20 protein-coding genes are annotated in these 25790 nt (G+C 73.0%); 9 read left to right on the plus strand and 11 right to left on the minus strand.

Features of this window, described 5'->3' with window-relative positions; all coding sequences use genetic code 11:
* Window positions 1-43: 43 nt before the first annotated feature.
* Window positions 44-751: a carbon-nitrogen hydrolase family protein gene (locus tag CLT71_RS16635; protein WP_101371511.1), complete on the plus strand. Its 708-nt coding sequence runs from the start codon at window positions 44-46 to the stop codon at window positions 749-751.
* 46 nt (window positions 752-797) lie between these two features.
* On the opposite strand, the gene CLT71_RS16640 is transcribed toward CLT71_RS16635, so the two are convergent.
* Window positions 798-1874 (minus strand): helix-turn-helix domain-containing protein, encoded by a 1077-nt coding sequence (locus CLT71_RS16640; protein ID WP_101367918.1) that lies wholly within the window; start codon window positions 1872-1874, stop codon window positions 798-800.
* A gap of 64 nt (window positions 1875-1938) precedes the next feature.
* Here CLT71_RS16640 and CLT71_RS16645 point away from each other — a divergent pair, with 64 nt between their 5' ends.
* From CLT71_RS16645 to CLT71_RS16655, 3 genes are all read left to right on the plus strand, one after another.
* Entirely contained in the window at window positions 1939-2919 is a 981-nt protein-coding gene (locus tag CLT71_RS16645) for an aldo/keto reductase (RefSeq protein WP_101367919.1), read from the plus strand.
* 166 nt (window positions 2920-3085) lie between these two features.
* A complete protein-coding gene (locus tag CLT71_RS16650; protein ID WP_101371512.1) occupies window positions 3086-3976 on the plus strand; it encodes an oxidoreductase in 891 nt (296 codons plus the stop codon).
* A 225-nt stretch (window positions 3977-4201) separates the two neighbouring features.
* Window positions 4202-6136, plus strand: a complete 1935-nt coding sequence (locus CLT71_RS16655; RefSeq protein WP_101367920.1) for a zinc metalloprotease — start codon at window positions 4202-4204, stop codon at window positions 6134-6136.
* 4 nt (window positions 6137-6140) lie between these two features.
* Here the strand turns inward: CLT71_RS16655 and CLT71_RS16660 are convergent, their stop codons facing one another.
* The gene (locus CLT71_RS16660) at window positions 6141-6827 is read right to left on the minus strand and encodes a phosphotransferase (RefSeq protein WP_101367921.1); all 687 of its coding nucleotides are present in this window, start codon (window positions 6825-6827) and stop codon (window positions 6141-6143) included.
* A gap of 98 nt (window positions 6828-6925) precedes the next feature.
* On the opposite strand from CLT71_RS16660, the gene CLT71_RS16665 reads away from it, so the two are divergent.
* On the plus strand, window positions 6926-7720 hold the full coding sequence (locus CLT71_RS16665) for a TIGR02452 family protein (protein WP_101371513.1): 795 nt from the start codon (window positions 6926-6928) through the stop codon (window positions 7718-7720).
* Window positions 7721-7735: 15 nt separating this feature from the next.
* Here the strand turns inward: CLT71_RS16665 and CLT71_RS16670 are convergent, their stop codons facing one another.
* The 3 genes from CLT71_RS16670 to CLT71_RS16680 all read right to left on the minus strand — a co-directional run bounded on the left by CLT71_RS16670 (window position 7736) and on the right by CLT71_RS16680 (window position 13975).
* On the minus strand, window positions 7736-8773 hold the full coding sequence (locus CLT71_RS16670; protein WP_101367922.1) for an aldo/keto reductase family protein: 1038 nt from the start codon (window positions 8771-8773) through the stop codon (window positions 7736-7738).
* 117 nt (window positions 8774-8890) lie between these two features.
* Window positions 8891-13345 (minus strand): WD40 repeat domain-containing protein, encoded by a 4455-nt coding sequence (locus CLT71_RS16675; RefSeq protein WP_101367923.1) that lies wholly within the window; start codon window positions 13343-13345, stop codon window positions 8891-8893.
* 261 nt (window positions 13346-13606) lie between these two features.
* On the minus strand, window positions 13607-13975 hold the full coding sequence (locus CLT71_RS16680) for a DUF3499 domain-containing protein (RefSeq protein ID WP_101367924.1): 369 nt from the start codon (window positions 13973-13975) through the stop codon (window positions 13607-13609).
* Between the two features lie 182 nt (window positions 13976-14157).
* On the opposite strand from CLT71_RS16680, the gene CLT71_RS16685 reads away from it, so the two are divergent.
* Entirely contained in the window at window positions 14158-14607 is a 450-nt protein-coding gene (locus CLT71_RS16685) for a metallopeptidase family protein (protein ID WP_101367925.1), read from the plus strand.
* Between the two features lie 33 nt (window positions 14608-14640).
* Here CLT71_RS16685 and CLT71_RS16690 read toward each other — a convergent pair whose 3' ends face one another.
* The 3 genes from CLT71_RS16690 to CLT71_RS37030 form a co-directional block, all read right to left on the minus strand.
* On the minus strand, window positions 14641-14898 hold the full coding sequence (locus tag CLT71_RS16690) for a WhiB family transcriptional regulator (RefSeq protein WP_101367926.1): 258 nt from the start codon (window positions 14896-14898) through the stop codon (window positions 14641-14643).
* A gap of 337 nt (window positions 14899-15235) precedes the next feature.
* Window positions 15236-17872 carry a bifunctional FO biosynthesis protein CofGH gene (locus CLT71_RS16695; RefSeq protein WP_101367927.1) on the minus strand — a complete coding sequence of 879 codons (2637 nt, stop codon included), beginning with the start codon at window positions 17870-17872 and terminating at the stop codon, window positions 15236-15238.
* Window positions 17873-18086: 214 nt separating this feature from the next.
* Window positions 18087-19178, minus strand: coding sequence for a hypothetical protein (locus CLT71_RS37030; RefSeq protein WP_101367928.1), 1092 nt, complete (start codon window positions 19176-19178; stop codon window positions 18087-18089).
* Between the two features lie 99 nt (window positions 19179-19277).
* Between CLT71_RS37030 and CLT71_RS16705 the strand changes: the two genes are divergently transcribed.
* The gene (locus CLT71_RS16705) at window positions 19278-20312 is read left to right on the plus strand and encodes a 2-phospho-L-lactate transferase (protein WP_101367929.1); all 1035 of its coding nucleotides are present in this window, start codon (window positions 19278-19280) and stop codon (window positions 20310-20312) included.
* A gap of 30 nt (window positions 20313-20342) precedes the next feature.
* Window positions 20343-21560 carry a coenzyme F420-0:L-glutamate ligase gene (locus CLT71_RS16710; protein WP_101367930.1) on the plus strand — a complete coding sequence of 406 codons (1218 nt, stop codon included), beginning with the start codon at window positions 20343-20345 and terminating at the stop codon, window positions 21558-21560.
* A 9-nt stretch (window positions 21561-21569) separates the two neighbouring features.
* Here the strand turns inward: CLT71_RS16710 and CLT71_RS16715 are convergent, their stop codons facing one another.
* On the minus strand, window positions 21570-22589 hold the full coding sequence (locus tag CLT71_RS16715) for a winged helix-turn-helix domain-containing protein (protein ID WP_101367931.1): 1020 nt from the start codon (window positions 22587-22589) through the stop codon (window positions 21570-21572).
* A 341-nt stretch (window positions 22590-22930) separates the two neighbouring features.
* A complete protein-coding gene (locus CLT71_RS16720) occupies window positions 22931-23983 on the minus strand; it encodes a glycoside hydrolase family 183 protein (RefSeq protein ID WP_101367932.1) in 1053 nt (350 codons plus the stop codon).
* 37 nt (window positions 23984-24020) lie between these two features.
* Here CLT71_RS16720 and CLT71_RS16725 point away from each other — a divergent pair, with 37 nt between their 5' ends.
* Window positions 24021-24623: an NUDIX hydrolase gene (locus CLT71_RS16725; protein ID WP_486483301.1), complete on the plus strand. Its 603-nt coding sequence runs from the start codon at window positions 24021-24023 to the stop codon at window positions 24621-24623.
* Here the strand turns inward: CLT71_RS16725 and CLT71_RS16730 are convergent.
* Window positions 24614-25720 (minus strand): sugar phosphate nucleotidyltransferase, encoded by a 1107-nt coding sequence (locus tag CLT71_RS16730; protein ID WP_101367933.1) that lies wholly within the window; start codon window positions 25718-25720, stop codon window positions 24614-24616. The two genes, CLT71_RS16725 and CLT71_RS16730, sit on opposite strands and share 10 nt — an antisense overlap.
* Window positions 25721-25790 lie beyond the last annotated feature (70 nt).

Below are 25790 nucleotides of genomic sequence, written 5' to 3' on the forward strand. Positions count from 1 at the left end.
CGGCCATCGTCGAGGGCGCTGCGGCAGGGCTATGCTCTGGCGCGTGCGAGAGCCGTTGATCATCGCCGTCGCCCAGCCGCGCTGCCTGGCACATGACGTGGTCGCGAACGCCCGGAGCCACGCCGAGGCGGTCCGCGCCGCCCGCGCCCGGGTGGTGGTCTTTCCCGAGATGTCGCTGACCGGGTACGAGTTCGACGCCGCGCCGGTCGACGCCGACGATCCCCGGCTCGACCCGGTCGTGGCGGCCTGCGCCGAGACCGGCACGCTGGCGCTTGTCGGTGCCCCGGTGCCCGGCCAGCCGGGAGCACGGCCGCACATCGGCGTGCTGGCCGTCGACGGCGGCGGGGCCCGGGTGGCGTACCGGAAAATGTGGCTGGGCGGGGCCGAGCCGGAGCACTTCGCTCCCGGCGACGCACCGGCGGTGGTCGAGGTTGCCGGTTGGCGGCTCGGGCTCGCGGTCTGCAAGGACACCGGGGTACCCCGGCACGCGACCGAGACCGCCGCGCTCGGCATCGACGCGTACGTCGCGGGCGTGCTGGATTCGGCGGCGCAGTGGGGTGTGCAGGACGAGCGTGCCCGCCGGGTCGCCGCCGATCATCGGGTCTGGGTGGCGATCGCCAGCTTCGCCGGCTCCACGGGCGGCGGCTACGACGACGCCGCCGGACGGTCGAGGATCTGGGCCCCGGACGGCACGGTGGCCGCCGAGGCCGGACCGGAGCCGGACGCGGTGGCCACCGCGACCCTGACCTGAGCTGACCTCACCCGACCAAGCTGAGCCGGCCGGCCGGTCGGAGCCGTCAGGTCCACCCGTCCGGGGGTGTACCCGCCCCGCCGCCGAGTTGCTCCCCCAGCCCGGTACGCAGGTAGCGCAGTCGCCGGCCGACCCGCTCGCCGACCACCAGACCGGCATCCCGCAGCGTGGTCAGATGGTGCGAGGCGGTCGCCGGAGCCAACCGCAGGGCGTCGGCCACCTCGCCGGTGCTGTGCGGCACCGCCAGCAGGGTCAGCACCGCCGCCCGGGTCGGGCCGAGCAGCGCGGCCAGGGCCGGCGCAGGTGGCTCGACCGGCTCGTCGGATCCGGTCGCTGCGGCCGGGCCGGCGGCCGACCGCCGGGTTGACGCGTCCCCCGGGCGCTGGTGCGGCACCGGTGCCTCCCCGAGCCGTCCGTAGCCCCGAGGCGGATACCAGAGCGCCCGGCCCGTCGGCGTTTCGGTGAGCGGATAGACCATCGGGCCGGCGAACCCGGCCGGCAGCAGGGTCAGCGAATGCCCGTCCAGCCCCCACCACCGTTCCTTGGCCGCGTCGAGCAGCAGCGCCGTACCGTCCCAGTCCAGTTCCGGGTGCAGGCCGCGCACCAGCGCCCGGGGGCCGCGCTCGGCGGCGGTCAGTGCCCGGTGCGCGATCTCACCTTCGGCGGCGGCGCGCAGCCGGGGCCAGACCGGCGCGATCGCCAACCCGAAGTACCGCCGGATCTCCCGGACCAGCTCGACCAGGCCGCCGGCCGGATCAGCACCGAACCGGACGATCTCCGGCGGTGCCGGATGCCCGGCCCAGCTCTGGTGCACCTGCGCGGCGACCACGTCCAGCGGGGTGTCGGCGATCACCCGCAGTTCCTCGTCGAGGGTCGGCCGGGCGGTCGTCGGTACCGGGGTGAGGAAGTCCGGCACCTGGCAGGTGGGTGTGGCGGCCAGCGCCCGGAGCGTACCCAGCGGAGCGGTGGCGAGCGCCGGCAGGACGCTCCTGCGCCAGCCGGCGTACATCCAGAACCTGGCGGGGCGGTCCAGCACGAAGAGGCTGGTCAGCACCTCGACCATCGGGGAGTGCGCGAACCTGAGCCGCGCCAGGTCGGCGGGGGCGAACTCGATCCGCAGCATGCTGCCATTCGAGCACGCTCGAACGGCTCCGGACCAGCCGGTACCGCCGCCTACCGTTCCCGGCATGGAATACACCCACCTCGGCCGGACCGGGCTGACCGTCAGCCGCATCTGCCTCGGCACGATGAACTTCGGCTGGCAACTCGACGAGCCGGAGAGCCACCTCGTCCTGGACCGGGCGTACGACGAGGGGATCAACTTCGTCGACACCGCCGACATGTACGGCCGGGAGCGCGGCGACGGCCTGAGCGAGCGGTTCATCGGAAGCTGGTTCGCCGGCACCGGCCGGCGGGACAGGATCGTCCTCGCCACCAAGGTCTACGCCCCGATGAGCGACTGGCCCAACGACGGCGGCCTCTCCGCCCGGCACATCATCGCCGGCTGCGAGGCGTCGCTGCGCCGGCTCGGCACCGACTGGATCGACCTCTACCAGATGCACCACGTGCAGCGGGAGACGCCGTGGGAGGAGATCTGGCAGGCGATGGAGATTTTGGTCACCCAGGGCAAGATCCGTTACGTCGGCTCGTCCAACTTCGCCGGCTGGCATCTGGCCCGGGCCCAGGCCGCCGCCGACCGGCGCCACTTCCTCGGTCTCGTCTCCGAGCAGTGCAAGTACAACCTGCTCACCCGGTTCGTCGAGCTGGAGGTGGTACCGGCGGCGATCGATCTCGGCATCGGGATCCTGCCCTACTCGCCACTGCACTTCGGTGCGCTCTCCGGAGCGATCCGCAAGATCCGGGACGGGGTTCCCGGCCGGAGCGTGCTGCACGCCGCCGAGCGGGTGGAGCCGCACCGGGCGGCCCTGACCGGGTACGAGAAGCTCTGCGCCGAGCTGGGCGAGGAGCCGACCACCGTCGCGCTGGCCTGGCTGCTGTCCCGTCCCGGCGTCACCGCGCCGATCGTCGGTCCGAGGTCGGCCGACCAGCTCGACCTGGCGCTGCGCGCGGTGCGGACCACGCTCGACCCCGACACCCTGACCCGACTCGACGAGCTGTTTCCGCCGGTCGGTTCCGGTGGGCCAGGTCCGGAGGCGTGGGCCTGGTGAACCGGCGCGCCGGTCACCCGGGCTGGGTCCCGCTCGGGTCGGCGGATCAGCCGGACGGGTGGCGGCGGGCCGCTTCCCAGCGGCCGGGGCGGTGGCCGTAGCAGAGTCGAACACGGCGGAACCGACCCGGTCGCACCCGGCGACCCTGCCGAAGGGAGCCGACAGCATGACGAAGACGTGGCTGATCACCGGGAGTTCCCGGGGCCTGGGCCGGGCGCTCAGCCAGGAGGTGCTGGACCGGGGCGACAACCTGCTCGCCACCGCCCGGCAGCCCGAGCAGCTCGACGACTTCGTCAGCCGGTACGGCGACCAGGTGCGGCCGTACGCCCTCGACGTCACCGATCCGGTGGCGGCGCAGGCGGCGGTACGGGCCGCCGTGGAGACCTTCGGCGGCCTGGACGTGGTCGCCAACAACGCCGGGTACGCGAACAGCGCGCCGATCGAGGAGACGCCCGAGGAGGACTTCCGGGCGCAGGTCGAGGCGAACCTGTTCGGCGTCGTCAACGTCACCCGGGCGGCCCTGCCGGTGCTGCGGGCCCGCCGCTCGGGGCACTTCCTCCAGTTCTCCTCGATCGGCGGACGGGTCGGCGGCACCCCGGGGCTGGGCGCCTACCAGGCCGCGAAGTTCGCCGTGGAGGGCTTCTCGGAGGTGCTCTACAACGAGGTCAAACCCTTCGGCATCCGGGTCACCATCATCGAGCCCGGCGCCTTCCGTACCGACTGGGGCGGGGCGTCGATGCGGATGGCCGAGGTGGGCGAGGACTATCAGCAGACCGTGGGGCGGCTGCACGCGCTGCGCCGCGACATGGACGGCCAGCAGGCCGGCGATCCGGAACGGGCCGCCCGGGTGATCGCCGACCTCGTCGGGCTCGCCGTACCGCCGCTGCGGCTGCTGCTCGGCTCCGACGCGCTGCGGATGGCCGAGGAGTCGGCCCGGTCCCGTTCCCGGGAGGCCACCGCCTGGGCCGATGTCAGCCGGAGCACCGACTACGACAGCAGCACCGACTTCGCGAAGACGCCGGTCGCGGCGATGCTCGCCCCGCGCAGCCCGAACTGACCGCGAGGACGACCCGCGTCCCGGCCAGGCACCGAAGAACCGGGCACCGAAGGACCGGACGCGAAAGAAACTGACGCCGACGGATGGCTCGCCATCCACAGGGGACGTACGCTCGGGCGACGCAAGTTCCACGACGAGCCCGCCGGCCCCGGGGACGGCGCACCATCGGCTGCCACCGGGGCCGGCGTGGACCGTCGACCCCCTCGGACGGCGGAAGGTCACCGAATGAGAACCAGACGCACCATCGTCGCGGCGGCCGCCACGGCGGTGCTCACCGTGCTGTCGCTGTCGCTGGCACCGGCGAGCCAGGCCGCGACGGCGCGTTACCCCCACCTCGACCCGGGCGGCCAGCCACGGCTCACCGAACGGGTACCGGTGAACGTGGTGTTCGTCGGCTACGAGCCGCACCAGGTGCCCCGCTCGGCGTACCAGGCGGAGCTGCCGCGCGGCTACGAACCGGTGGTACGGTCCCGGCTCGCCTACGACGTCCGGGAGAAGCTGGGCCTGCACTACACGTACGACTACCGGATCAGCTACGCCGACCGGCGGTACGAGGACCGGTTCTTCGGCGAACTCACCCGGCTCTCCCGGCCCGCCCCGTTGACCTCGCTGCAGACGGAGTACAACGCGCAGCGGCGCAACGTCCTCGACATCACCGCCAACCACCACATCGACGCGCCGAGCGTCGAGCGGTGGCTGGCCAAGAACCCGCCGGCCGGCGTGGACACCCGGCGGAACACCGTCTTCTTCATCAACTGGTACGGGCGGTCCGACTTCCGGTTCCACGTCTACACCAAGACCAACGAGCCGGATCCCGACACCGGTTACAACTTCGGCGTCGAGCGGGACAGCCGCAAGATCATCGCCTGGGGCGGTACCACCGCACGGGACGAGGAGAACGGGCTCGGCTCCACCCACCGGATCTGGTTCCACGACCTGTCGGCCGGCCCGGAGTCCTGGACCTCCAACTGGAACGTCGACGAGCCGGACCTCGACGGCAACGGCGTCGAGGACTACCGGATGCCGCCGACCTGGGAGTACACCACCGGTGGCTACCGGGCGGCGGACAGGCTCGCCGGTGACCTCGGCCTGATCACCCGGTACGTCGCGCTGAACCTGCTCTTCACCACCTCGCCGCTCTACCCGGCGGAACTGCCCACGGCCGGGCCGCCGCGCTCGATCAACCTGGACAGCAACGTCTACGAGGGCTGGCCCGGCGTGGACGCGTCGAAGACCTACGTCAAGCCCGACCTGCTCCTCGCCGAGCTGCGCGAACTACGCTGGCGCAACCGGCTCGACTACGACAGCCAGGACCTCCCGTTCACCGGTGAGGCCGAGCGCTGCTACCGGCTGGCCGTCGAGGAGGACGTCTCCTGCTATCCGGAGACCGGCTTCCCCGGCTTCGCCAACTTCTATCTGCAGAACCGCAGGGAGCTGGCGCGTACCCAGGACGACCAGGGCCGGGTCGACTACGAGTTGCCGATGTTCAGCTACGCCGTACCGGAGGGCACCATCACCCCGGCCCTCGGGTTCGCCGACGACAACTACGTCGACGGCACCCAGACGTACGTCTTCGGGTTCATCTCGCCGGAGATCGTCGAGGCCGGGTACGGGCTGACCACCACACTCATCCACGAGGTGGGTCACCACATCGGGATGAGCCACCCGCACGACGGGTACGACAGCGCGTCCGGAGTGGACTACGGCCCGGCCGACGAGTTCTACTTCGTCGGCGCCGGTGACCAGACCAACTCGATGATGAGCTACATCGACCTCAACTGGGACTTCAGCCAGTTCGACCACGACAACAGCGACCGGTTCCTCACCGCGGCGTACAACGAGGCGGCCAACCGGCTCGCTGCGGACGTACTCGACTCGCCCCGGTCGCACCGGGCCCGGGACGAGTTGGCGGCGGCGGACCGGCTGCTCGGCCGGGCCAAGGCAGCCCTGGCCCGCCACGAGTACGCCGCCGCGCACGCCTACGCCGACCAGGCGTACGTCGAGGTGGTCGCCGGCGCCCGCCAGGCGGGAGTGCCGACCGACCGGGTCGCGGCGCAGATGACGGCGGAGGCGAAGGCCGCCCGGACCAGCGTCGAGGCGGACCACCCGCACGAGTTCATCGACAGTCTCGACCCGGACGGGCCGCGCAGCCAGCCCTGACCGGCTAGCCAGGGGGTACGGCGGGCACACCGGCCCGCCGTACCCCGACGACAAGGGTCGCTGCCGTGTCGAGCCGGCCCTTCTCCGCCGCGTCCAGCGTGGGGTTGGCCCGCCGCATAGCCACCGCCGCCGCCAGCAGCCGTACCGGATCACCGGGTGCCAGCTCGACGAACGCGGCCAACATCCCGTGGGCCTGGCTGCCCAGCCCGAACGTGTCGCCGACCGCCACCTCGGCCAGGATCAGCGCCGTCATCCCGACGTCCAGGTCGGGCTGGTCGTCCCGGGCGTTTCGCCAGTCGATGACGACCGGTCCCCGGCGACCGAGCATGACGTTGTACGGGTGCAGGTCGAGGTGTACGACCCGGTTGCCGGGCCCGCTGCCCGGCCGGGCCGGCACCGCACGCAGTCGCCGGTGCAGGTCGGCCAGGATCTCCGCCCCGGCCCGCAGGTCGAGATCGCCGTCGACCATCGCCTGCGCCAGGGTCGGGCCGTCGATCCGCTCCATCTCCATGTCACCGTCGACGGCGCGGTCGACCAGGGGTACCGGGAAGCCGCGCTCCGCCAGGTAACGCATGATCTCGGCCTCGCCTGTCGCGTCGTATCCGTCCCGGTAGCGGCGCAGCACCCGTCCCTCGTCGAGGGCGAAGACGTCCGCGTCCCGGCCCGTGCCGAGCAACTCGTGCCCATCCATGCGCCCGACGATATCCGCCGTGCACCGGTCAACTCCACGGGCGCGGACCGGGCGGAAATCGGGTCGTGACGGTGTCGACGATCGAGCAGGATGGCCGGATGAGCAGGCGGCTGCGGGCGATCGCCCGGGAGACGGTGGCGGCGCTGGACCGGGGTTCCTACCCGACCGGGCAGGGCGGGCAGGTGGCCATCGGCGACGAGGTGGCCCGGGCGGTGGCCGGCACCCGGCTGCACCTGCCCGACGAACCGCTGCGCACGCCGGAGCCGCTGCCCGACCCGCCCCGCATCGAGGTGACCGGCGAGTCCAGTCTGGCGGCGTGCCGGCGACTCGACGGCGACCGGGCCTGCCTGGTCTTCGCCTCGGCCCGCAACCCCGGGGGCGGCTTCCTCAACGGTGCCCAGGCCCAGGAGGAGAGCATCGCCCGCGCCTCCGCGCTCTACCCGTGTCTCCGGGCCGCCTGGGACTTCTACCTCGCGCACCGGGCCGACCCGGACCTCGGCTACAGCGACCGGATCGTCCACTCGCCGGAGGTACCCGTGTTCCGGGACGACAGGGGCGACGCGCTGGCGGAGCCGTACCCGGTCTCGTTCCTGACCTCGGCGGCGCCCAACCTGGCCGCGATGCGGCGCAACCAACCCGACCGGGTCGCCGACGTCCCGGCCATCCTGCGCCGTCGGGCCGCCCGGGTACTGGCGGTCGCCGCCGGTCACGGGCACCGGCAACTCGTCCTCGGCGCATGGGGTTGCGGCGTATTCGGCAACGACCCGGCGACCGTGGCGACGGCGTTCGACGAGGCGCTCCGGGAGAGTCCGTGGTTCGAGCGGGTGGTCTTCGCCGTACTGAACCGGCGCGGCACCCCGACCCTCGATGCGTTCCAGAAGGTCTTCGGGTGACCGCCCCGGCCCGGGTCACCCGGCGGCAGGTGCCGGGGCGGCCCAGTCGGGTTTGACCGCCATCATCTGGGCGGTCTTGCCGGGGTCGGTCTCGACCAGGTCGCCGAGCGTCTCGTCGATCCGGCGCATCAGCGCGTCGTCGAGGCGTACGCCGGCCGCCGCCGCGTTCTCGGTGACCTGCTCCGGGCGGGACGCCCCGATCAGCGCGGTGCTGACGGCGGGACGCCGCAGGGTCCAGGCGATCGCGAGCTGGGCCATCGACAGGCCGGCCTCGTCGGCGATCGGGCGCAGTTGCTGGACCTGGCGGAGCAGGCGGTCGCCGAGGACCCGCCGGATGAACGTGGGCGCCCGGCCACCGCTGGCCGCCCTGGAGCCCGCCGGCGGCTCCTGGCCGGGCCGGTACTTGCCGGTCAGCACCCCCTGGGCGAGTGGCTGGAAGGCGATCTGCCCGATCCCCTCCGCCTCGCAGAGCGGCACGATCTCGGACTCGATCACCCGCCAGAGCATGTTGTACTGCGGCTGGTTGGCGACAATCCGGTTGCGCAGCCCGAGCTGGCCGGCGATCTCCAGGGCCGCCCGGATCTGCGCCGCCGTCCACTCCGAGACGCCGATGTAGCACACCTTGCCCTGCCGGACCAGGTCGTCGAAGGCGAGCAGCGTCTCCGCCAGCGGTGTCCGCTCGTCGAAACGGTGCGCCTGGTAGAGGTCGATGTGGTCGGTGCCGAGCCGGCGCAGCGAGGCGTGGCAGGACTCCAGGATGTGCTTGCGGGACAGGCCCCGGTCGTTGGGGCCGTCTCCGGTGGGCAGGCAGACCTTGGTGGCGATCTCCACCGACTCCCGGCGTACTCCGCGCAGCGCCTCACCGAGCAGTTCCTCCGCAGCGCCCCGGGCGTAGACGTCGGCGGTGTCGAAGGTGGTGATCCCGGCGTCGAGCGCGGCCCGTACGCAGCTCAGCGCCGCCTCCCTCGCCACCAGCTCGCCGTGGGTGAGCCAGTTCCCGTAGGTGATTTCGCTGACCAGCAGGCCGCTTCGGCCAAGGTGTCGATGCTCCATGGCCGCCGAGCCTAGCGGGAGATGGGTAACTGCCGCTGCCCGCTTTTGTGCCTTACCGACCCGGCCGGCGCGGAGGTCCGGTCGACGTCGCGGCTAGCAGCCCGGTCGACGTTGCGGCTAGCCGGCATCGGCGGGCAGCCGGATCGCGGTCAGTCCGCGGTCGGTGGCGGCGACGATCAACCCCTGTTCCGTGACCCTCAGGTCGTTGACCCCGTCAAGCCCGTCGATGGTGCCGAGCCGCTGCCGGCTGGTCAGGTCCCAGACCGTGACCACCCCCCGGTCGTGCCCGGCGAGTAGCACCGGGGTGTCGCCGAGCTGCCCGACCCGGAGCAGTGCCGGCCGCCCCACGTCGGCCACCGGCAGCGCTCCGGTCGGAGCACCGTCCGGCAGCCGGCGCAGCCGGATCCGGTCGTCGTCCGCGATCGCCGCCACCGGTCGCCCGGAGAGCACGGTCGCGGTCAGCGCCATGTCCCCGCCGGTCTTCACATGCCAGGGCCTACCGATCGGCTTCCCGGTACGCACGTTCCAGACGCAGATCAGCGAGGTATCCCCGTCCTCGTCTTTGTCGAAATCGGAGAATGTCGCGACGATCGCCGGCTGCCCATCGACGACCACCGGAACGACAGTGTCCATATAGACGTCGGAGACCGAATCGACGCCGAGATCCAGGCCGGTCTGGCCCCGGGTCACCAGGTCCCACGTCCAGACGCCGGCACCCCACTCGTTGCCGCAGAGCCCCACCAGCAGCGGCGGGCTGCCCGCACCTGCTCCGTCGATCACCGCCAGATCGCCGACCGCGACATCGTTCTCCGTAAAGGCGCCCTCGTCGTCGATCGGCGCCCCGACCGGCTCGTGGCTGACCGGATCCCAGACCCGGGCCATCAGCAGCGTTTCGTACTCGCCATCCTCCGGGCCGGGCTCCGCACCAAAGGAGATCACCACCGGCCGACCGTCGAGTACGGCTGTGGTGAGGCCGCTGATCTCCGTTTGGGCGGTGTAGGGGTCGCCCACGGCGCTGCCGTCGACCGGATCCCAGGCCTGGATCGCCTCGTCACCGGCGGAGAAGAGGAGTTCGCGCCCGTCGACAGGGCCGGTGGCCAGCAGCACCTGTGGAGTCGTCTCCACCCGCCAGGCAACCTGCCACTGCCGCTGTGCCACCCCCGGTTGCCCTTCGTCCCTGTCTCGGCGGCTGTCGCCACCACCAACCGACTCGGCCGGGGCGCCTGACTCATTGGCGGTGCCCACGAGGGGGTCCGGCGCCGCGGGGATCGGCTGCACCGCCCGCTCGGGCCAGAGGTCGAGTACGGCGACGCCGAGCGCGGTGCCGACCGCCAGCGCCCCGTCGGAAAGCCGAGCCACCGAGCGCACCGGCGTGCCGAACGGGATCAGCCCGACACAGTCGCACCGGAGGTCTCCGGAACCCGCGTCCAGCAGCCACAACCGGACCGTCCCGTCGTCGGCGCCGGAGGCGAACCAGACTCTGGCCGGGGCGGTGCCGACCACGACCGCCGCCCGTACCGCGCCCCGATGCCCGGCCGGCTGCGGACCGACCCGGACCCCGGTGGCCGGATCCCAGAATCCCAGGCTGCCGTCCTCGGCTCCGGAGATCAGCACCGACCGCCCGTCGGGCAGCGCGATCGTGCCGAGCAGGCGCAGCTTCCGCACCTCGTCCGGCAGGGGGTGGCCGACCGGCTGGGCACTGTCGACATCCCAGAACCGGAGCACACCGTCGTCGGTACGGCACGCCAGCCAGACCCGCCCGTCCGGGCGCGGTACCGGCAGCGATGCCCTGATCCGCCCCTCCGGCCAGCGCAGTGTCCCGGTTGGCTCGCCGGTGACCGGATCCCAGAGGCTGAGCGCCGGCTCGGGATCGGCGGCCGGATTGAGATACGAGGTCGCGGCCGCGACCCATACCGTGCCGTCCGGCCGGGGCACCTGCCGGACGAACGGTGCGCGCAGCGGCGTGCCGACCGCTTCGCCGGTGAGCGGATCCCAGAACCGGCTGTCGAAGTGACGGTCGCAGACCAGCGCCCGCCCGTCCGCCAGCGGGATGACCCCCTGCACGGTGTCCACGTCGGGCGGGACGAAGCGTCGCACCGACTGGCCGGTGCGAGCGTCCCAGAGCCGGGCCGAATACAGGTCGGTGCTGGCGAGCACCGGCTGGCCGTCCGGCCCGCGCAATGCTGCTCCGGCCCCGGTCGACGCCACCACATGCCACACCTCGTGTACGTGGCCGGGCAACCGTCCCCGGTCGAGGAAGGGATCCCAGAGCCAGACCTGCGACCCGGCGCCAAGGGCCAACAGGGTACGCCCGTCCGGCGTCGACACCGCAGTCATGGCGTCGCTGATACCGCTGTCCCTGACGACGACGCCCGCCACTTCGGCACCGGTCGTCGGGTCCCACACCCGGACCGTGTGATCTCGCGATCCGACCGAGACGACGTGCCAGCCGCCGTCCGGTCCGGGCAGCGCGGCGAGGCAACTGGCTTCGGCGTACCCGTCCCGCCAGTCGTGATGCCCGGTCGCCGAGCCGCCGAGCGACTCGCCGGTCACCGGGTCCCAGAGCCGCACCCGGCCGTCGGCGGCAGCGGTGGTGGCCAGCATCGTCCGCCCATCCGGACCCGGCACCGCCACCAACTGCTGCCAAATGTCGCGCGCCGTCGGGTCGGGCTCCACCAGAAAGTCGCGGACCGGGGCCCTCGTGTCGACGTCCCAGACCAGGACCTGAGGCGCGAATGGACGGGCGGCGAGCAGCGTACGGCCACGATCCGTAAACGCGACGACCCTCGCGCCCTCGACGGTGGCGACGGTGACCGCCGGGCCGGCACCGAACGGATCCCACAGCTCGATCGCCGTGCTGCCACCCACGGCGAGGACGCTGCGACCGTCCCGCAGCGACACCGCGGCGAGCCCCGTCACCTGGGCCGACCCGGCATACCGGGAGAGCTCCGCCCCGGTCGACGGGTCCCAGAGCCGCACGGTGCCGTCCTTCGCGCCGGAGGCGAGCAGGACACGACCATCAGGTGCCGGCAGTGTGGCCAGCTCCGAGATCCGGTCCTCGTGCCCGACCAGCGCTGCGCCGACCTGCTCGGCGGCGACCGGGTCCCAGAGCCGGATGATCCCGTCCCGGCATCCGGAGGCGAGGAGTAGCCGACCGTCAGGCATCGGCACCGTCGCCATCGCCGTGACATGGGCGCGGTGGCCGTCGAGGGATACCAGCGATGCTCCGGTGTGGTGGCTCGCCCATCGCGGCCACCACACCGGCGCAGGCTCAACCGGCGCAGGCTCAACCGGCGCAGGCTCAACCGGCACTTCAACAGCCCCAGCAGGCGCCGGCTCAGCAGGCGCCGGCATCGGCCGGTCTGGCGGCGCCGTGATCACTCCGGTCTTGGCGGCGCCGAGTACCCGTAGCATCCGGCGCTGCTCCGGACGGGCCTCGACCAGGGTCGCCCCGGCGCCGAGCAGACGAGCGGCAGCCGGTGGACGTTCCGGGCGCCCCCGGTAGTACGCCTCGACCTCCTCGATCAGTCGCGACTGGTCGAGCTGGTCCAGGGCCGTCTCGTCGGCCAGCAGGTCGGCGAGGGCGTGCCCCTCGGCGGCGTGCGCCGGCAGCCACGTCCGGACGTACTCGGGGGCATCTGACCACCCCTGGGCGGCGGCCAGGCTCCGCAGGGCCGACACGATCCGCCGATGCCCCGCCGCTACCGACCCGGCCGGCTCCGGCCCGGCCGACTCCGGCACCAGCTCCGACGGGGCTGTCCCCGGCATCGCCACCAGGGGTGCCGTCGCCAGGACCAGGTCCCGGTGCCGGAGCCGGGCCCGGCCCGAGGTGTCCACAGTCACCAGCGACCCGGCCAGCTCCAACGCCTCCGCGACGTCGGCCGGCGTGGCCGGCGGACCACCGTAGAGTGCCGCCGCGATCGCCGGCCAGACCGCACCCTCGACAGGTATCCCCTCGCCGAGGCCGTAGCCGAGCGCGCACCACAACCGTGCCGTGGAGGGGCTCTGCGCGGCGATCTCGCGGAGCCGATCCCGTACCGGCGCAAGCACGGCGTCCTCGTCGTCCGGCGGTACCGGCAGGACCGTGCCCGGCCCGAGTGCCGCCACCAGGTCGGAGCCGTCGGCGGTCCGGGGCCGGGTTGTCACAAGCACCCGGACCGCCGGTTCGGCGGCGAGCCGGCGGGCGACGGTACCGGCCGCCCCGAGCGGGTCCCGGGCGGCGTGCAGCCCGGTCATGACCACTGTGAGCGTCCCGCTGTCCCGGTCTGCCAGCGTCCGCGCCAGTGCCGACACCCGACCTTCCCGGTCCACGCCGTGGCGCGGGCTGGAAGGAGTTGCCGGGCCCAGCGACGGTATCGCCGCTGGGCCGGAGCCGAATGCCGTGACCAGCCCCGCCACGCAGTCACCAACGGACCGGCCGGCCAGATCCAGCTCCACCCCGATCCCGCCGAGCAACCCGGTCAGCGCCTCGTCCGCCGCCTCGCCGTGGACGACGCAGAGCCCACTTTCCGCCTCCCGCAACCACTGCCCGACCTGTCCGACAAGCAGTCCACTCCCCCGCTCCGACCACATGGCGGAGCATCCTAACCAACTGTCCATCGTGGATGGCTGGCCGCGCCTGGGGCGTACCGCCAGCAGCAGCGCGCCCGCGAACATCCTTCGAGAGATCTTGGCGATCTGTGGTCAGCCTGCAACCACAGATCGCCAAGATCCACTTACTCCGCCCACGCGGAGAGCGGCGGGCAGGCAGAGGAGCGCGGCGGCAGGCGCAAGAGCGAGGGAGCGGAGAGGGAGGGAGGGAGGGAGGGAGGGAGGGGGGACCGAGCGGGCTGGTCAGTGGCTGGGTGGGATGACCCGGAGGTGGCCACGCCGGCCGGTCTGCTGGCCGTGATGCTGGTTGTCCTCGATCTCGTCCGGGCGCGGCGGGGCCGGCCGGGCCGCCTCGCGGACCGCCTCGGCGAGCGCCACCAGGTCGTCGGTGGTCGGCGGGGGCGGCTCGAACTCGCCCTCGTGCCGGACCACGTCCCAGCCCCGGGGAGCGGTCAGGCTCCGGGCGTGCGGCTCACAGAGGTCGTAGGTGTGCGGCTCGGCGAAGGCCGCCAACGGACCCACCACGGCTGTCGACTCGTTGTAGACATAGGTCAGCGTGGCTACGGCCTGTCGGGGGCAGCCGTTGCGGGAGCAACGCCGTGGTGACCTCACGGCGGCACGGTATCTCCATTACCGGCTTCGCCACCACGCTTGGGCATGCGACACGCCGGTAGCTGTGATCACATTCCGGGCGCCCGACTCCGACACGGCCGAATCCCCGAGCCGATCTTGCACGGACCAGGTCTACCCTGTCGTCGTGGGCGGCTGTCCACGACTAGTGAAGCGGGGTACAGATGACCAGTCCGGAGAACCGCCGGCCGGGTTCCGGGCGCCGGTCGCACCGGGACCGGCACGGGCGCGGGCTGCGCGGCCGGCTCGTACCGGCCACCGTCCCGCTGGCCCGGACCAAATCGGAGATTTTCGACGATCTGGTCCTGGACACCGTGGAGACCCTGGAGCGACGGTTCGCCAAGGAACTGGCCGGAGTCGAGTTCGCGGTCGAGGACGTACCGCCGGACCTCAACGTCTACGACTCGGACGTACTCGAGGATGGTGAGGTCCCGCTGGCCCGGCTGCTGCCCGGCCGCCCGGGGCGCCAGGAGGTGCCGCCCCGGATCGTGCTCTACCGTCGTCCGCTCGAATTCCGCGCGATCGACCGCGAGGATCTTGCCGACCTGGTGCACGATGTGATCATCGAGCAGGTGGCGAACCTGCTCGGCGTCGATCCCGACGAGCTGGCCTGACCCGGGCGGCCCCCACCACCCGGGCGCGGCCGCTCAGGCGACGCGACGCTTCAACTTGCGCCGTTCGCGTTCGGACAACCCGCCCCAGATCCCGAACCGTTCGTCGTGCCCGAGTGCATATTCCAGACACTCGGCCTTGACCTCACACCGGGAGCAGATCCGCTTTGCCTCGCGGGTCGAGCCGCCCTTCTCGGGAAAAAACGCTTCCGGATCGGTCTGCGAGCAGAGCGCCCGCTCTTGCCACTCCGGAGCATTTCCGAGCAGGTCGGCCACCTCGAGTCGGCCGTCCATCCAGTTGCCTCCTTATCGCGCACCGGCGCGGCAGCCGGCGCAACCCCCCACGCGGAAGGCGTGTTTGTCCGCCCGGTAGCGATTTGATGCGCTCCGTACGAACGACCCCACTGAAATTACACGTGTGTTATACGTGCGTCGTCAAGCCGAACCTGCTAGGTGGAGTCACCCCTACCGCGTGCCCGGACGACTCGTGGAGTCATCGGGACTCGCAACACCTGCCCTATCGATTCAGACCCGGTGCGGGTAACGCCCGCACGGCGAGTTGCGTCGGATATCCGGCGTGGCGCGGCCGGCGCGCCCTGTCGAAGGCACTCGTGCAGCGGCCGGCGAGGAGTCAGCCGGCGTACCCGTAGACGGTCGTCCGGGGCCGGGCCCGCCGCCCGGCGGCGGCCGCGATCCGCATCAGCTGGGCGACGGTACGCGCCGAGCCGTGGTCCGAGCCGGCCATCCGGGAGATCGTCTCCTCCATCAGCGTGCCGCCGAGATCGTTGCAGCCGCTGCGGAGCAGTTCGGCGGTACCCGAGTCGCCGAGCTTGACCCAGGAGCACTGGATGTTGTCGATCCGGCCGTGCAGCAGCAGCCGGGCCATGGCGTGCACCACCCGATTCTCCCGCCAGGTGGGACCGGGCCGGGCGATGCCGGCGAGATAGATCGGCGCGTTGGTGTGCACGAACGGCAGCCCGACGAACTCGGTGAAGCCACCGGTCCGGTCCTGCACCCCGGCCAGTACCCGGAAGTGGCCCAACCACTGCCGGGGGTGGTCGACGTGGCCGTACATCATCGTGGAGCTGGACCGGATGCCCAGCTCGTGCGCGGTGCTGACCACCTCGACCCAGGTGGCGGCCGGCAGTTTGCCCTTGGTCAGCACCCAGCGCACCTCGTCGTCGAGGATCTCGGCGGCGGTACCCGGGATGGTGTCCAGCCCCGCGTCGCGCAGCTCGGTCAACCACTCCCGCACCGACACGCCGGCCTTGGCGGCGCCGGTGACGATCTCCATCGGCGAGTACGCGTGCACGTGCATGCCCGGCACCCGGGCCTTGATCGCCCGCACCAGGTCGGCGTACGCGGTGACCGGCAGTTTGGGGTCGATGCCGCCCTGCATGCAGACCTCGGTCGCGCCCGCCGCCCACGCCTGCTCGGCCCGGTCGGCGACCTGCTCCACCGAGAGCCGATACGCGTCGGCGTCCCGCTCCCGCTGGGCGAATGCGCAGAACCGGCAGCCCACGTAGCAGACGTTGGAGAAGTTGATGTTGCGGTTGACCACGTAGGTCACGTCGTCGCCGACGGCCTCCCGGCGCACGTCGTCGGCGATCCGGCACAGCTCGTCCAAGGCCGCCCCGTCGGCACCGAAGAGGGCCAGCGCCGCCGCCTCGTGCCGGGGCTCCAGCAGCGCGGCCGGATCGTCGGCCGCCAGCCGCAGCCCGGCCCGCAGATCGGGGTCGGCCGCCGAAGCCGGCCCAGGGACGGCGGAGGGGCCCACAGCAGCGCCGGAGGCGGCTGTGCCGGAGGCAGGGGCGCCGGAAGCGTCTAAAACGGGGGCAGAGGTGCCGGGGGTGGCTGCGTCGGGGGCAGGGGTGCCGGGGGTGGCGGTCGGGACCCTGGCGCCGACCTCAGTCCAGTCGCCGTAGACGGAGTCGAAGTCGCCGCGCCGGTCGGCGCTCCGGCCGGTGGTGTCGATGGTGGCGTGCAGGTCGGTGCGGCCGCCCGGCACGAAGGCGTCGTCCGGCTCCTGCCAGGGGCTGCCGACCGGCCGGGCCGACTCGACCGCCAGCCCGGTCGCCGGGTCGGCGAGCGCGGCGACGTGCGCGGCGAGCCGGGGATCCAGCCACGGATCGGCCCGCCGGACGTACTCGGGGTAGACGGTCAACCGCTCCCGCAGGGTGAACCCGGCGGCGGCGGTACGCGCCGCCAGCTCGTCCAGGTGCGGCCAGGGGCGCTCCGGGTTGACGTGGTCCGGGGTCACCGGCGACACGCCGCCCCAGTCGTCGATGCCGGCCCGCAGCAGTAGGTCGTACTCCCCCTCGATCAGGTTCGGTGGTGCCTGGATCCGGGCGCCCGGCCCGAGCAGGATCCGGGTCACCGCCACGGTGGCGGCCAGCTCGTGCAACTCGGCGTCGGGCATCCCGCGCATCGCGGTGTCCGGCTTGGCCCGGAAGTTCTGCACGATGACTTCCTGGATGTGGCCGTACTCCCGGGCGGCTCGCCGGATGGCGAAGATCGAGTCGATTCGTTCGGCGGGTGTCTCGCCGATCCCGATCAGGATGCCGGTGGTGAAGGGTACGGCGACCCGCCCCGCGTCGGCGAGCACCCGCAGCCGGACGGCCGGCTCCTTGTCCGGCGAGCCGTAGTGCGGCCCGCCCGGCTCGGACCAGAGCCGGGTCGCGGTGGTCTCCAGCATCATCCCCATGCTCGGCGCCACCGGCTTGAGCCGTTGCAGCTCGGCCCAGGAGAGCACGCCCGGGTTGAGGTGCGGCAGCAGGCCGGTCTCCTCCAGTACCGCGATCGCGCAGGCCCGGAGGTAGTCCAGGGTCGAGTCGAAGCCCCGCTCGGTCAGCCACTGCCGAGCCTGTGGCCAACGCGCCTCGGGCCGGTCACCGAGGGTGAACAGCGCCTCCTTGCAGCCCTGCGCGGCACCGGCCGCCGCGATCGCCAGCACCTCGTCCCGCTCCAGGAAGGCGGCGGGCAGCCGGTGCGGCACCGTGGCGAAGGTGCAGTAGTGGCAGCGGTCCTGACAGAGCCGGGTCAGCGGGACGAAGACCTTCTTGGAGAAGGTGACCACGCCCGGCCGGCCGGCGTCGACCAGTCCGGCGTCCCGGATCCGCCCGGCGGTCGCCAGCAGGTCGTCGAGGAAGTCGCCGCGCGCGGCGAGCAGCGCGGTCGCCTCGTCCGGATCCAGCGCCCGGCCGTCGGCCGCCCGACGCAGCGCCCGACGCAGGCTCGCGTCGGTCGGTTGGTCAGTCCCATCAGCCACCCGTGCAGCCTAGGCGCAAGGTCGGCGGGTCCGCGCTCGCCTGTCCCGCGGCCAGCGGCGGAATCGGCGTGGATCCGGTCACAAACCCGAGCACGCCGGCCGCGATCCCGGACAGGCCGATGCGCGGCAGCACAGACCGGACGGTGCCGGCCGATGCACAGGAACACAGACCGGACCGATGCCGGCCGACGCCGGGTCGTCGCCGGCGTCGGCCTCAGCGTGGCTGCGTCGGGTCGTCGTCCCGGTCCGCGGGCGGTGGCTGGGCACCGGCCGACGGCTGCTGACTGGCCGGGTTGATCCGCTGGGTGCGGTCGGCTACCGGCGGCCGCTGCGGGATCACCTGGGTACGCCCGGTCTCCTCGTCGTCCGGCTCCGGTGGCGTCGCGCCGGACGGGGTGGTGCCGACCGACGGCGCCGGACCGACCGACGGAGTCGCGCCGACCGACGGAGCGGAGGGCTCGGCCCGCTGCACCGGCGGGGCGGAGACCGGCGGGGCGGAGACCGGAGGCGCTGAGGCGGGTGCCGGCGGGGCGGACGAAGGGGCCGGCGGAGCGGACGAGGGTGCGGGTGCGGGTGCGGGTGCGGGTGCGGGTGGGGCGTACCCGGGCTGACCGTAGCCGGGCTGACCGTAGCCGGCCGGCGGGGCGTAGTCGGTCGGCTGGCCGTAGACCGTCGGCTGGCCGTAGACGTGCGGTTCGGGCTGCCCGGCCGGCGGGTAGCCCTGGTACGGCGGCTGGCCGTACGCGGTCGGCTGGCCGTAGCCGCCGGGCTGGCCGTACGGCTGGGGCTGGCCGTAGAGGCCGGGCTGCGGCTTCGGCTTCGGCACGTGGAAGAGCGCCCGCCAGACCCGGAAGACCACGAAGGCCGCGGCCAGCAGCATCACGTACAACCCGACGAACACCAGCGTCCGGGTGAAGGCCTGCCGGAACTGGGTCTCGGCCAGCAGCCCGAAGATCCCGGCGAGCAGGGTGATCCCGCCGAACAGCACCGAGACGGCGTACTCGACGAGCGCCACCAGGGTGATCACCCGGGCCTGCCCGACCACCGGCTGGATGTGGGTGGCGAGCAGCACCGCGAGCACCGGCAGCGCGACCTGCTCTAGGCCGGCGAAGGCGTAGAAGTAACTGAGCGAGCGGTCGCCGAAGTCGGAGCGCTCCCAGCCGCCGAAGAACAGCTCGATCAGCCCACTGAACAGGAAGAAGGCGTTCGCCCCGAGGAGCACCAGCGCGATCAGTTCGCGCAGCGGTTTGGTTACTGAACTGGCCTGCGGCGCATCGCTAGGCGCGGGCCCGGGCTGGCTGGTCAACTCTCCCCCTGAAGGCGGTGACGGACTCCTGCGTCGCCTGAGCCTAGTCGGCTGGCCCGCCCGCCGCCTGTCCCGAGACGATGGGCGAGGATAGAGGCCATGCGCATCGTGGTGTTGACCGGCGGCATCGGCGGGGCCCGCTTCCTGACCGGCGTGCGGGCGTACGCCCGGCAGGTGGGCGCCGAGGTGACCGCGGTGGTCAACGTCGGCGACGACGTCGTCCTGCACGGGCTGCGGATCTGCCCCGACCTGGACAGCGTGATGTACACCCTCGGCGGTGGGGCCGACCCGGAACGGGGCTGGGGACGGGTCGACGAGACCTGGACCGTCAAGGAGGAACTCGCCGCGTACGGCGCGGAGCCGACCTGGTTCGGCCTCGGCGACCGGGACGTGGCGACGCACCTGGTCCGGACCACCATGCTGAACGCCGGCTACCCCCTCTCGGCGGTCACCGAGGCGCTCTGCGCCCGCTGGCAGCCCGGGATACGCCTGCTGCCCGCCACCGACGACCGCCTGGAGACCCACGTCGTGGTCGCCGACCCGGAATCGGGAAAGCCGGGCGACCCCGGAGCGGGCAAGTCCGCCGACCCGGACGCGGGAGAGCCGGGCGACCCCGGAGCGGGGAAGCCCGCCGCCCAGCGGGCGATCCACTTCCAGGAGTGGTGGGTACGCCACCGGGGCGACCTGCCCACCTACCGGTTCGTCTTCGTGGGGGCGGAGACGGCCAAGCCGGCGGCCGGAGTGCTCGACGCGCTGGCCGGAGCCGACGTGGTGCTGCTCGCCCCGAGCAACCCGGTGGTGAGCATCGCGCCGGTGCTCGCCGTACCGCAGATTCGGGAGGCGCTGGTCGCCGGCTCGGCACCGGTGATCGGGGTGTCACCGATCATCGGCGACGCCCCGGTACGCGGGATGGCGGACCGCTGCCTGGCGGTGCTCGGTGTGCCCTGCACCGCCGCCGGGGTGGGTGGCCTCTACGGTGCCCGGTCGGCCGGTGGCATCCTGGACGCCTGGCTGGTGGACAGCACCGACGCCGGGGCCGAGGTCGAGGGGGTGACCGTGCGGGCAGCGCCGCTGTGGATGACCGACGAGGCGGCGACCGCGACCATGGTCCGGACCGCCGTGGAACTGGCCTGACCGTGGAGCTGGCCTGACCGTGGAGCTGGGATGAGACTTGAGGTGCTGCCGGTGCTCGGCATCGGCGACGTCACCGAGGGCGACGACCTGTCGGCGCTGATCACGACCGCCGCCCCATGGCTGCGGGACGGCGACGTACTCGTGGTGACCAGCAAGATCGTCTCCAAGGCGGAGGGCCGGCTGGTCGACGTACCGGTCGACGGGCCGGAGCGGGAGGCGGCCCGGGCCGAGGTACTGGCCAGCGAGACCGCCCGCCCGGTGGCCCGGCGCGGCGCGACCCGGATCGTGCAGACGCACCACGGCTTCGTGATGGCCTCCGCCGGGATCGACGCCTCCAACGTGGACCGCTCCCGGCTGGTCCTGCTGCCGAAGGATCCGGACGCCTCCGCCCGGGCGTTGCGGGCAGCGATCCGCCGGCGGCACGGCGCGGACGTGTCTGTGATCATCTCGGACACGATGGGCCGGCCGTGGCGCAACGGCCTGACCGACGTGGCGCTCGGGGTCGCCGGGATGCCGGCGATCCGTGACCACCGGGACGAGGTCGACCCCTACGGCAACAAGCTCAACATCACCCAGATGGCAGTGGTCGACGAGTTGGCCGGCGCGGGCGAACTCGTCAAGGGCAAGTGTGACCAGGTGCCGGTGGCGGTGGTTCGGGGCTATCCCGGTGCCGCCGGCCAGGACGACGGGCCCGGCGCGACGGTGCTGGTCAGGGACGCCGCGCACGACCTGTTCGCCCTCGGCACCGCCGAGGCGCGGGCCGAGGGGCTGCGCGCCGCCGCCACCCTGGCCGAGTCGACGGCCGGCGGGCCGGTCCCACCCGTGGTGCCGGTGGTCCCCGGCGGCACCGACGCCGGGCTGGGCCACGCGACGCTCGACCACGCGGCGGTGGACCGGGCCCTGCGCACGGTGGCCGGGGTCGTCGCGCCCGGCACGGCCTGGACGCTGGTCACCGACGAGCAACGGGTACGCGACCGGCTCGCCGAAGCGGCCGAACCCCCGCTCCCCGGCACCGCCGCGCCGCTCGACCGCGAACCCCCGCTCCCCGGCACCGCCGCGCTGCTCGACTGCGCGCCCCCGGCCGGGGCCGAGCCGGCGGCGCTGATCCGGTTCGGCGCCGACCTGCACCGGCTGCGGGCCGCGCTGGCCGCCGAGGGTCTCGGCTCCGCCGTGCTGCCGGCACCGCCCGGTGCGGTCGGGGCGACGCTGCTGGTCGGCGCAGCGACCGGCCCCGCCGCCGGGCGCTGAGCCGCGCGCTCATCCGGTCAGGATGGCCCTGCCCAGCGGGGTCAGGCTGTGCAGCACGGTGTTTCGGTCGCGGTGACTGACCAGCAGCCCGGCGTTGCGCAGCACGGTGGTGTGCTGGCTCGCCGCCGCCGCCGAGACGTTCAGCCGGCGCGCCACCTCGCCGGTCGAGCAGCCGTCGCCGATCACCTCCAGCACCCGGGCCCGGGTCTTCCCGATCAGCGCGGCCAGCGCCGCCCGGCTCTCCTCTCCGCAGGTCGCCAGCACCCGACCGGTGCCCTCGCCCGATGCCGACGTCAGCCCACCCAACCGGTCGACCGGATAGACGAGTACCGGCGGCAGTTCCGGATCGACCAGGGTCACCGGGATGCGGGCGCAGAAGAACGACGGCACCAGCAGCAGGCCGCGCCCGTCGAGGTGCAGGTCCCGGGCGACGGGATAGTCGGGCACCTCCAGTACCCCCGAATCCCAGCGCATCGCCGGGCGGAAGCTGGCCAGCAGCCCCTCGGTGCCACCGTCGAGCAGAACCCGGGCCCGCCGCGCCCGGTCCGCCTCGATCGTCGACTGGATCCGCTCCCAGTACGGCTCGATCGCGATGGACTGGTAGGTGCGCATCGAGTCGGTGAGCTGCTCCAGCACCTCGACATCGCCCCTGGCGAGCGCGCTGGCGGAGCCGGGCAACGGCAGCGGACTCTCCCCGGCCAGTACGGTCAGGTCCCGCTCCAGCGCGTTGACCGGAGTGGAGCGTACGGCGTCGAGCCCCGCCGCCAGGCCGTACATGCTGTGGTAGGGGGTAAGGAAGTCGGGAAAGTAGCCGCGGGGCGGGTTGAGGGCGAGCAGCAGCCGCAACTGGCCCGGCGCGGTGTCCCGGCGGAGCCCACCGGAGACGCCCCGCCGCCAGCCCGCCATCATCGGATCCTGGGTGCGTCCCTGCAACAGGTGCAGGCTGAGGACCAGCTCCCAGACCTGGTCCGCCGCAGGGGCGACCCGGGTCCGGGCGATGTCCTGGCTGGAGAAGAAGACCCGCAGCATGGCACGCACTCCCCAGATCGCCGGGATGGGGTTTGCCCGGAAACCGGTTCGCACTCTACCCGGCCGCCATCTACCAGCGTCTTTCAGCGTGGGCTGAAAAACCTCGACGGCCGGTGGAGCCAGCGGGCATGCTCACTGGGCCGAGATCGGGTCACTGGCGTCCCGGACGCCTGGTGGCTCTGCGGCCTGCCGGAGGCAGGGAAGGAACGCGGCACCCGGACGGTTGACACGAGGGTTCGTGGGCAGCTCGTCCGCGGAGGAGATCGTCCGGGTTGTCGCTTCCCAGGAGCCCCACCCACACCGTCCGGCCGGGCCCTGCGCGTCGGGCTACCCGCCCTGGGCTACCGGCCCTGAGCGATCAGCAGCGCGACCCGGTGGTCCTCGTCCGTCACGTAGTAGCGGGCACCGTCCAGTTCGGCCAGTCCCTCGACGTTGTGCAGTGGGGCGAGGTCGCAGACCAGCTCACCGGCGACGCTGGGCCCGGCCGGATCCGCCGGCCAACGGAACCGGACGTGTCGGCTGGTCACGTCGCCGCCGGCCGGATGGTCGTCGAGCAACGCCGAACGCTTGTCGAGCGCGTCGATCGAACCGACCACCGCGTCGTACTCGCCGTCGTCCCGGGCCGACAGCGCCCGGAAGCCGGTCAGCTCGCCGGGTCGGGTCACCCCGGTCAACGCGTACGCGCCGACGACCCGGGGCCAGCTCCGCCGGTCGAACATCCCGGCCACGTCCGCCAACTCCACGAACACCGGTTCGCCCCGCCCGGTCACCGGAAACCGCAGACCGAGCAGGACGGTGCCGGTCGGGGTGAACGCCGCCGCCTCCACGTTGACCGGCAGGTCGTCGTCGGTGAGCCGGTCGACCCAGCTCTTCGCCCTGGCGATGCCCCGGGCCCGGGTCGCGGCGATGAACAGGTGCCGCACCCGCTCCCCCGCCGGCAGTACGCCGATCCCGGCATCCAGCAGGGCGTCGTTCACCGCCCGGTGCAGCCGGAACTGATTGCGTACCACGTGCAGCCGGGGCAGCGCGGCGGCGGCATCCGCCTCACGGAACCGGGCCACGAAGGCGCGGCGGGGGCGCAACGGCCCGCGCTTCGAGCCGAAGTGCGAACCGAAGACGTAGACCCAGCCGTCGTACCGGGCCAGCGCCTCGCCGTCCTCGGTCCGGCCGTTCTCGGCACCGGCGTCCATCGGCAGGTGCACGGTCAACCAGGTGCCGTCGTACCGCTCGACCAGCAGGGCGAGGCACTCCTCGACCGGCCCCTCGTCGAGTACCGTCCAGAAACCCCGTCGCGCCCCGTACGCGGCGAGCACCTCGGGGGCGCGTACCGGCAGCAGGTCGCTCGCCTCGTTACCGGCGACCGCCAGTTCGACAGTACGCGAAAGGCACGTCATACCGATCATGCTACGAGCCCCGCACTAGGGTGGCGCTGTGCCCGATTCCCTCTACGCCGACGCGTCAGCCCTGCTCACCGGCTGGCGGCCGCCCACCGACGAGGCCGCGGAGGCGCTGGCCCGGACCCTGCGGCTGCTCGACGAGGGCGGCCCGGCGGCGCTGACCCGGGAGCACCGGGTCGGCCACGTCACCGCCAGCGCCCTGGTGCTGGACGCCACCGGCAGCCGGGTGCTGCTCTGCCTGCACGGTCGGTTCCGCCGCTGGGTGCAGCTCGGCGGGCACTGCGAGCCCGGCGACCGGACGCTTGCCGGTGCGGCGCTGCGGGAGGCGACCGAGGAGTCCGGCATCGCCGGGCTGTGGCTCGACCCGACCCCGATCGACCTGGACATCCACCAGGTCTCCTGCCAGGGCGGTTCGCTGCACTACGACGTACGCTTCGCCGCCGTCGCCCCGGCCGGCGCGGTCGAACGGGTCAGCGCCGAGTCGGTGGAACTCGGCTGGTTCGCGCCGGACGCGCTCCCCGAGCCGCTGGCCGGCGCCACCGCCCAACTGGTGGCACCGGCGCTCGCGGTATTCGCGCGGCACCGCCCGCGTCCAGCGGCCGAGACCGCCGCCGAGGTCACCCACGGCTACAGGTAGGGGTGTGCCTCCTCCGCCTCCAGGGCGGCGACGATCTCCTTGACCTCCTGGGCCCGGGACCGGTCACAGACGAACAGCGCGTCCGGCATGTCGACCACCACGGTGTCCTCGATCCCGAGGGTCACCACCAGCCGGTCGGACTGGGTCACCACCACCGTCCGCGCGGTGTCCCGGAGCACGACCCGGCCGGTCGGGGGCGTACCGTCGGGTCCCTCCCGGAGCACCACGTTGTTGGCGTCGTCGCCGGTCAGCGCCTCGCCGAGGGTGTGGAAGTCGCCGACGTCGTTCCACCGGAAGTCGGCCGGCACGGTGGCGACCAGACCACGCTCCGCCGCACCCTCCATCACCGCGAAGTCCACCGAGATCTTGGTCAGCTCCGGCCAGACCCGGTCCAGCACCGCCGCCTGCTCCGGGGTGCCCCAGGCGCCGGCGATCTCGGTCAGCCCGGCGTGCAACTCCGGCCGTTGCCGGGCCAGCTCGCCGAGGAAGACGTCGACCCGCCAGACGAACATCGAGGCGTTCCAGTAGAAGCGGCCGGACTCGACGTACTTGACCGCGAGGTCGTACTCCGGCTTCTCCTTGAACCGGACGACCTGCCGGGCCGGGCCGCCGCCGATCGGCTCACCCGACTCCAGATAGCCGTAGCCGGTCTCCGGGTGCGTCGGCGTGATGCCGACCGCGACCATCAACCCGTCCTGCGCGGTCGAGATCGCCGCGTCGAGCACCTCCAGGAAGCGCGTCTGGTCGCCGACCACGTGGTCGGCGGAGAAGGCACCCATCACCGCGTCCGGATCCCGACGGGCGATGATCGCCGCCGCCAGCCCGATCGCCGCGCAGGAGTCCCGGCGGGAGGGTTCGACCAGGACGTTCTCCTCCGGTACGTCGGGCAGTTGCCGAGCCACCGCGACCGCGTGCGCGGCACCGGTGACCACGTACGTGCTCTCGGGGCCGGCGAGGGGACGCACCCGGCGTACGGTCGCCTGGAGCAGCGACTCGTCCGAGCCGGTCAGCGGGAGGAGGAATTTGGGGCGGCCGGCGCGCGAGAGTGGCCACAGACGCGTGCCACTGCCGCCGGCCGGGATCACGGCGTAGAACATCGCCACATCATGCCCGAGACATCAGGTGCCAGACGCACACACCGTCTGATAACCACCGATTCCAGCCCCG

Source organism: Plantactinospora sp. CNZ320 (assembly GCF_002846275.1).